The organism is uncultured Faecalibaculum sp., assembly GCF_910588395.1.
GTDB lineage: Bacteria > Bacillota_I > Bacilli_A > Erysipelotrichales > Erysipelotrichaceae > Faecalibaculum.
On record NZ_CAJUPA010000064.1, the window covers coordinates 1 to 7,230 of the forward strand.

Annotated in this window: 8 protein-coding genes; all 8 read right to left on the reverse strand. The window is 58.1% G+C overall.

The genetic code is table 11. From position 1 onward, the window contains the following. On the reverse strand, positions 1–2,088 hold a 2,088-nt coding region (locus QZ305_RS11350; protein ID WP_294732074.1), incomplete at its 3' end, for a DNA topoisomerase 3. Beyond that, positions 2,060–2,758, reverse strand: coding sequence for a conjugal transfer protein TraG (locus tag QZ305_RS11355; protein ID WP_294732075.1), 699 nt, complete (start codon positions 2,756–2,758; stop codon positions 2,060–2,062). The genes QZ305_RS11350 and QZ305_RS11355, both read right to left, overlap by 29 nt. Further along, entirely contained in the window at positions 2,755–2,949 is a 195-nt protein-coding gene (locus QZ305_RS11360; RefSeq protein WP_004054605.1) for a hypothetical protein, read from the reverse strand. The genes QZ305_RS11355 and QZ305_RS11360 overlap by 4 nt, the downstream gene beginning before the upstream one ends. Beyond that, positions 2,946–3,668, reverse strand: coding sequence for a DUF4366 domain-containing protein (locus QZ305_RS11365; RefSeq protein ID WP_294732082.1), 723 nt, complete (start codon positions 3,666–3,668; stop codon positions 2,946–2,948). The genes QZ305_RS11360 and QZ305_RS11365 overlap by 4 nt, the downstream gene beginning before the upstream one ends. Beyond that, positions 3,658–3,915: a DUF4315 family protein gene (locus QZ305_RS11370; protein WP_004070726.1), complete on the reverse strand. Its 258-nt coding sequence runs from the start codon at positions 3,913–3,915 to the stop codon at positions 3,658–3,660. The genes QZ305_RS11365 and QZ305_RS11370 overlap by 11 nt, the downstream gene beginning before the upstream one ends. Positions 3,916–3,939: 24 nt before the next feature. Further along, positions 3,940–5,700, reverse strand: a complete 1,761-nt coding sequence (locus tag QZ305_RS11375) for a CHAP domain-containing protein (protein WP_294732087.1) — start codon at positions 5,698–5,700, stop codon at positions 3,940–3,942. Continuing rightward, the gene (locus QZ305_RS11380) at positions 5,693–6,064 is read right to left on the reverse strand and encodes a DUF3851 family protein (RefSeq protein WP_294732088.1); all 372 of its coding nucleotides are present in this window, start codon (positions 6,062–6,064) and stop codon (positions 5,693–5,695) included. The genes QZ305_RS11375 and QZ305_RS11380 overlap by 8 nt, the downstream gene beginning before the upstream one ends. Continuing rightward, positions 6,061–7,230, reverse strand: a 1,170-nt coding sequence (locus QZ305_RS11385; RefSeq protein ID WP_294732089.1) for a VirB4-like conjugal transfer ATPase, CD1110 family, incomplete at its 5' end; no start/stop codon positions are given. The genes QZ305_RS11385 and QZ305_RS11380, both read right to left, overlap by 4 nt.

The window sequence follows — 7,230 nt, forward strand, 5'->3', positions numbered from 1 at the left end:
GCCAAAGTCCAGCTTGAAGTTCACATACTCGCCGGTATCCTCCAAAAGCACATCCGCGTCATAGGTTTTTCCGGTTTTTTCCGAGTAGCAGCCGGTGAGCCTTGCCCGCCCGTCTTTTAAGAGGGCCGCGACAATGGCCTTGGTGGGCTGTTTCTTCTTGGCGCTCCACCACTTGCTGTCTTTCCAGATGGCAAATCTGCAAGTTTCACTTTGGCAGAAAAATCCCTTTTGCGATTCTGTAACCTCACCGCCGCACCGGGGGCATCTGCCTACTGCTTCGCGGGGCGGGGAGAACAGGTACTCGGTCCCCTTAACCACCTGATAGGTTGCCGCCAGCTCCCGCAGCATGGCGTAAATCCCGGACAGAAACTCCTCCGGGGAAAGCTCGCCGCGCTCAATCTCGCCCAGCCGGTACTCCCACTCGGCGGTGAGCAGCGGGGATTGCAGCTGCTCCGGCAGAACCGTAATGAGGGAACGCGCATCGCGGGAGGGCATCAGCTGGACCGTCTTTTTGCTCTTTTTCCGTTCCAGAAAACCGGTGGAGGCCAGCTTTTCCAGAATCCCGGCGCGGGTGGCAGGCGTACCCAATCCCTTGCGCTCGGCAGTATCCGGCATATCTTCTTTACCGGCGTTCTCCATAGCCGACAGCAGGGTATCTTCGGTGAAATGTTTTGGCGGGCTGGTTTTCCCCTCCTTGACGGAGGCATTGGAAACGGACAAAGATTGTCCCTCGGAGAGTTCCGGCAGCGTCTTTTCCTCTGGTCTTTCCTCCGGCTCCGGGGCATTTTTCAGACCGGCGTGATAAGCGGCATCCAGCCTGCGCCAGCCGGGGCGCTGAATGGTTTTCCCTTTTGCGGCAAACTCCTGACCGGCGCAGACCAGCGTGGCGGCGGTTTCCTCGTAGAGATGGGGTTCCGCCACCGCGCACAGCAGCCTTGCGGCCACCAGCTCCAACACCGCTTTTTCCCCCACAGGGAGGGCGGACAAATCCGCATCCCGAAGATTGCGGGTGGGGATCACCGCATGGTGGTCGGTCACTTTCTTATCGTTGATGACCGCCTCCGGGTTGCAGGTAATGCCGATCCCCTTTCGGAACGGCATGGCGTTGGCGGTGAGGTTGACCAGCACCGGCAGGCCCTCCGCCATATCCGAGGTCAGATACCGGCTGTCCGTCCGGGGATAAGTACACAGCTTTTTCTCATAGAGGTTTTGCAGATAGTCCAGCGTTTGCTGGGCGGTAAACCCCAGCAGGCGGTTGGCGTCCCGCTGTAAGGTGGTCAGGTCATAAAGGGCGGGCGGCTTTTCGGACTTCTCTTTCCGCTGCGCCTGTTTCACCACCGCAGAACCGCCCCGGCAGGCGGTTTGCAGCTCTTTCGCGGCGGTTTTGTCTTTCATCCGCGCCCCCACAGCGGTAAATCCGGGCAGTTCCAGCGCCACCGTATAGAACGGCTCCGGCTGGAAGGCTTCAATCTCTGCTTCCCGCTGGACGATAAGGGCCAGTGTCGGGGACATAACCCGACCGATGTTGAGGGTCCGGCGGTACAGCACTGAAAACAGCCGGGTGGCGTTGATGCCCACCAGCCAGTCAGCCTTGGCGCGGCAGAGCGCCGCCTGATGCAGACCGTCATAGTCCGCGCCGGGGCGGAGGTTTTCAAAGCCCTCCCGGATTGCCGAATCCTCCATGCTGGAAATCCAGAGCCGCTTCATGGGCTTTTTGCAGCCCGCCAGCTCATAGACGTTGCGGAAAATCAGTTCGCCCTCCCGTCCCGCGTCACAGGCGTTTACCACCTCGGTCACATCCGGGGCGCACAGCAGCTTTTTGAGAATATCAAACTGTTTCTTCTTGTCCCGCCCCACGCTCATTTTCCAGTCCGAGGGCAGGATCGGCAGATCGTCATAGCGCCACTTGGCGTATTTAGGGTCATAGCTGTCCGCATCGGCAAGCCCGGCCAGATGCCCCACGCACCAGCTGACCCGCCAGCCGTTCCCTTCCAGATACCCGTCCTTGCGGGCATTGGCCCCGATTACAGCGGACAGGCTTTGGGCCACCGACGGTTTTTCAGCAATCACAAGGCGCATAATCTTCATCCTCCCATTCTTCCCGCATAGATGTACGCAGCTTTTCCTCAATGCTGTTGTCCTCTGTCAGCATCAGGTCATAGCCGAACCGGTAATCATATCGGTACAGTTTTCCTACCAGATCATTGATGAGGATACGGCAGGCCAGAATGACACGTTTTTTATCCACCTGCATCAGCTGGTAGCGTTGATAATCGTTGTAATAGGACTCATGCCGGTGTGCGCGGCTGTTGGCGTCCTCCAGTAACCAGTCTACCGGGTCCTGGCAGCCTTCCTCTTTTTCCCCCTCCATATATTTCAGCAGTTCCATCACCATCGGAAAACTCTGCTCGTCCATGCGGGCTTCTTCTTTCAGATAGCCGATCAGGGCGCATAAAAGCAGGCGGGCCGCTGTCTGTTCCCGTTCCGTTAAAGCCTCCATCGTCTTTGCGGCGTCCGGCAGAAGCCTTTCCTCTACAAAAGTTTCCACATCGCCGGAGTACAGCTGGCGGATGGAATCTATGGACAGCGGGGCGGCTGTGTCGCCATCCATAGAAAAGTCATAAAGGTCGTCGCTCTGTGCAGGCTTTTTCCGAAGTTTGCGTATCAGGGCAGTCAGAATATCGCCGCCCAGATACACCGCCAGACAGCACAGGTCAAAAACAGCAACGATTTTGATAAATAAAATAAGATACTTCATTTCCGATCTCTCCTTTCTTTCAGCTGCTTTTCCAGTTCCCGGTGGCAGAATCCCACACAGGGCCTCCCGTAGTTGCCGCAGCCATAGCAGGGGTGGCTTTTGGGTAAAGAAGGAGGGCGGGAAGTTTTCTTCCTGCCCTCCGGTTTCTGTGTCATCATGCGCTCAAAGGGGCTGTCGGTGAAGCGGGTCATTCCGGTTCTTCCTCACTTTCCTCCGGTTCCTCCTCCGCGCCCTCCTCGGATTCCCACAGCTCATCTTCCTCATCGCCGTAGTCGTAATCGTCCAGATTGTCCGGGCCTTTGGTTTTCGGCTTGTTCTTCATAAACTTGAAGTAGTAGAGCGCGCCCCCGCCGCCTAACAGGGCCACAACCAAAAGCAGGACAGCCGGATTCATGCCGGACTTTTTCTCCGGTTCCGGCTCCGCTGCAGGCGGCTCCTCCGGTTCCGCCGCCTTGCCGGTGCAGCTTGTCATGGTAAAGGCGCAGACCGGGCAGTTCCGGTTGATTGCGCCTGCCTGACATTTCTCGGTGCAGCTGCAAACAGCGGGGGGTTCCTCGCTGTCCCCGTCCTCCATCAGCGCCATCAGGTCGGCTTCGTCTACCTGGTTGAGAAAATGGACGGTGTTTTCCCCCTCGTCATCCCGGTCCACCAGGATATAGAAGTAGTTGCCGTTTTTGGTGGTAACGGTAATCAGCTGCTTGTTCCCGCCGTAATCGTCCACCAGGGTGGCATTGCCATCCGGGGTGAGGGGCGGCGTTTCCTCCGGCTGCTCCACCTGTACGTTGGAATCGTTGGTTTCATCAGCCGGTTCCCCGCCGCCGCCCGCGTAGGCGGGGACAGAAAAACCGCCCATAAGAACCAGGGCGGTGCAAAGCGCGGCCAGTGTCCGCAATAGTTTTTTAGATTTCATCGTGATTTTCCTCCTTTTCCTGGGCGTCTGGCGCAGGCGTTCCCACGCCGGGAATCCCGCCGCCGGACAGCAGCGCGTTCAGCTCCTGCGGGGTCATGCGGACCGCCCGCACCAGCTGGACGATTTGCAGGTTCTCCGCCTCGGTTTTCTGCGCCTCCAATTCCCGCAGCCGGTTCTGGTATTCCGCCAGCTTTTCGCGGGTCTTTGCGATCTCCCGGTCAATCCGGTCGATTTTGTTCGTTGCCATCTGTAACACTCCTTCCCACATGGTTTAGTTCCAGTTCATCAGGCCGTAGCCCTTGATACACTGGTAATTCAGGTCATAGCTTTTGATTTTGCAGGCGTCGCCGGAATTGCCCTCCACCGTATAGACCCGGCTCCCGTCTGTGCCGATCACAATGCCGACATGGTCGGCGGAACCGTCCAAATCCCAGTCAAAGAAAATGGCGTCGCCGGGGGCGATGTTGGCATATCCGCGCCCGCCCCATTGCCCATGCGACTGGAACCAGGGTACGCCCTGGGACTGACAGCCAGCAAAGCGCGGTTCGCTTTTCCCGGCCTGGTTATAGCACCAGCTCACGAAGCAGGCGCACCATTCCACCCGGCTGTTAAAGCCGTACCAGCTCCAATACGGATAGCCGCCCACGTTTCCCACCTGACGCTTTGCCAGATCCACCAGTCCCGGATTGCCGGGGCGGGTCCCGTTTATAAACTCCACGCCGCTCAAATCCTCGGAATTTCCCATATCCGGGGAACCGCCGCCAAACAGCAGCGGCTTGTTGCCCCTGGTGGCGATATAGACCTGGTACATCTCATATTCATCCGGGGTGAGAAGCTCCGGCGCAAGGGCGGCAATCTGGGTGTTCACAAGCTCCACATGGAGGATGTAGTATTCATAGGGGACTTCCTCGCTGGTCGTTTCCCCGGTTTCCGGGTCGGTGCTGGTTTCGGTGCGGTAGCGGATTTCCACCTCCTCGGTCAGCGTCAGGACATATTGGAGGTCAAAGACCCGCTGTAACTGTGCCGCCGCGCTCTGGGGCGTGTACTCATGGAGCAGGGCGCTTAAATAAGCCGCCAGCTCATGGGGATTGTGGCCGATAGGGTCCAGATTGTACCGGTACTCGTCATAGCCTGGGTGCAGGCTCTCCATGTTGTCCAGTTCGGCTTGCAGTTCCGCCTCCTTTGCGGCATAGTCCGCTTCCGTCCCCAGCATATCCTCGTCTTTGGAGGGATAGGTGGAGCCGGACACCGCCGAGCCGATGCTCTGGGCCAGCATGGAGCAGGAGGACAGGGTATTCATCAGCAGGCAGACCAGCAGAAACAGCGCCAGCGCAATCAGGAATCCCTTCTTGTGCCGCATGACAAAGCGGCCCGCCTGTTCCGCTTTTTCTTTGACAGACTTTGCCGCCTTGCCGGTCTTGTGCGCGGTCTTGGCAGTATGGCCTGCGGCCTGTGCCGTATGCCCAGCCGTTTGACCGGCGCGTTTGGCGGCGGCATATTCCTTTTTGATGGCCTGCTTTTGCTGCCAGCGGGAAAGGGGGTTGCTGGCAAGCTGGGGGTTCTCCGCCAGGGACTTTTGGTACAGGGCGTTGATGTTTGCTTTTTCCAGCTTTTGCTCCGCCCTTGCCGCTTCGCGGTAGGGTTTCAGCTTATGGCTGCGGTATCCCTCCCGCACCAGCCGCGCGCTGACTTCAACAGCCTGCTCGGTCTTGTGCGCCCCTTCCACGCCCACATTGTCCTGTTCGGACTTGCGGATTTCCTTATGCGCCCCGGCAAGCAGCGCGTTGGCCGGAGCGCCCCGTACCGCATGGGACAGCTTGGAGGGCGGCTTTGCCTGTTCCTCAAAGGTCAGTTTCGTTGTTTTCTTTCCGGTATCGGGGTCAATAACGGTCTGCCGGACCTTCTTTTTGGGTATCCTGGCCTGCGCCTTGTCTGCCCGGACAGCTGCTTTCTGTGCGCGGCGGATCGGCTTTTCCAGCGCCGGGTCGGTCTGTTCCTCCCTCGTAAAGCGCAGGCGCGGCTCCTTAATCAAACCATTCCCCCAGCATCAGCGCCTCCATCATATAGAGCAGTTCCACATAGAGGCCCATGCCAGCCGGGGTGTGTAAAGGACGGAGGATCAGGCAGGCATAGACCTGTGCCAGCACATCGGCCAGAAGCTCCGCGCCCCGGCCCTCCATAATCCTGCCGCCGGTGCCGGGGGAGAGGCAGCACCAGATTTCCGCAAGGCGGAGCAGGCCGGTTTCCCCGTCCCCGTTCAGTTCTGCCGCCATGCTCTCCGCAGTACGGCACTCGCTTACCGCGTCCGCCATCGCCAGAAGCAGCTGGCGGCGCTGAATGTCCATCGCCCGCTTCAAAAACAGCCGGGGATTGTATTTGATTTTCTGTGCAGTCATGATTGCTTTCCCTCCTTTAATTCCTGTAATTTTGTGGTCATGATGCGGTACAGCTCGGTGTCCTTGGGGAACCGGTCGATAAAGGGCAGGATGATGTTGCCGTAGAACAGCAGCCCTTCGCCCTCGCCGGAGTGGGTCACATAGGACAGCTGGTGCGGGGAGATGCCCAGCTGCCTTGCCAGAATCTGCCGGTCGCCGCTTGCCTGGTTGAGCATATATACAAAGTCCGAGTTCTCAAAGATGTTCTCGATCTCCCGGCTGGCAAGCAGGTCCTTGATGTTCTGGGTGATGCCGGTGGGAATCCCGCCCCATTTCCGAAAGCGTTTCCAGATTTCAATGGTATAGGCGGCGGTCTGGTCCTCTTTGAGCAGCAGGTGCATCTCGTCAATGTAGTAACGGGTGGACTTGTGGGCGGCGCGGTTGATGGTGACGCGGTTCCACACCTGGTCCTGCACCACCAGCATACCGATTTTTTTCAGCTGCTTGCCTAACTCCTTGATGTCATAGCAGACAATGCGGTTGTCGATGTTTACATTGGTCCGGTGGTTGAACACATTCAGGGAGCCGGAAACATAGATTTCCAGCGCCGTAGCGATGTACTGCGCTTCTTTTTCCTCCTGGGTCAGCAGAAGGTTGTATAAATCCTCCAATACCGGCATATTCTCCGGCCTGGGGTCGTTCAGGTAATCATGGTAGACCAGCCGCACACAGCGGTCGATGATGGTTTTCTGGACCGGCTGCAAGCCCTCCTTGCCGCCCACGATCAGCTCGCACAGCGACAGAATGAAATCGGATTTCAAAGACAGCGGGCTTTCATCGTCCGAGTAGTCCAGGTTTAGGTCCATCGGGTTAATGTAGTCCCCGGAGGTGGGCGAAATCTTGATAACCTGCCCATGCAGCCGCTCCACAAGGGGCGCGTACTCCGCTTCCGGGTCGCACACGATGATGTCATCGGTGGTGAGCAGAAAACAGTTGGCGATTTCCCGCTTGGCGGAAAAGGACTTGCCGGAGCCGGGAGTGCCTAAAATCAGGCCGTTGGGGTTTTTCAGCTTCTTGCGGTCCACCATGATAAGGTTGTTGGACAGGGCGTTGATGCCGTAGTACAGCGCCTCTTTCCCGTTCTGGAAAAGCTCCTGGGTGGTAAAGGGGATAAAGATGGCGGTGCT

Excerpts from the sequence above, each read along its gene's own strand:
- QZ305_RS11355 (WP_294732075.1), bottom strand. The coding sequence starts at position 2,758 with ATGAAGTATCTTATTTTATTTATCAAAATCGTTGCTGTTTTTGACCTG.
- QZ305_RS11360 (WP_004054605.1), bottom strand. The coding sequence starts at position 2,949 with ATGACCCGCTTCACCGACAGCCCCTTTGAGCGCATGATGACACAGAAA.
- QZ305_RS11365 (WP_294732082.1), bottom strand. The coding sequence starts at position 3,668 with ATGAAATCTAAAAAACTATTGCGGACACTGGCCGCGCTTTGCACCGCC.
- QZ305_RS11370 (WP_004070726.1), bottom strand. The coding sequence starts at position 3,915 with ATGGCAACGAACAAAATCGACCGGATTGACCGGGAGATCGCAAAGACC.
- QZ305_RS11380 (WP_294732088.1), bottom strand. The coding sequence starts at position 6,064 with ATGACTGCACAGAAAATCAAATACAATCCCCGGCTGTTTTTGAAGCGG.